At 56.8% G+C, this 229-nt stretch carries 1 pseudogene; it reads left to right on the top strand.

The window, feature by feature from the left end:
- Window positions 1–229: pseudogene (locus tag A3728_RS17125) on the top strand (flagellar motor stator protein MotA); the annotation flags it as partial.

Below are 229 nucleotides of genomic sequence, written 5' to 3'. Positions count from 1 at the left end.
GACCTGCTGAACCTCATGTTCGAACTCGCGCGCCTCTACCGGACCAAGGGTATCGTCGCGATGGACGACCATATCGAGGATCCGGCCAACAGCGCGATCTTCCAGCGTTATCCCCGCCTGATGAAGGACCACTTCCTGACCGACCTCATCTCGGACAGCTTTCGCATGATGTCCATGCAGTTCGACGACCACTTCCAGATGGAAGACGTGCTGAACCGCAAGATCAAGA

It is taken from the genome of Sulfitobacter sp. HI0040 (assembly GCF_001634885.1).
GTDB lineage: Bacteria > Pseudomonadota > Alphaproteobacteria > Rhodobacterales > Rhodobacteraceae > Sulfitobacter.
Note: the sequence above shows the minus strand (reverse complement) of the source record. Positions and strands in the feature narration are given on the sequence as shown.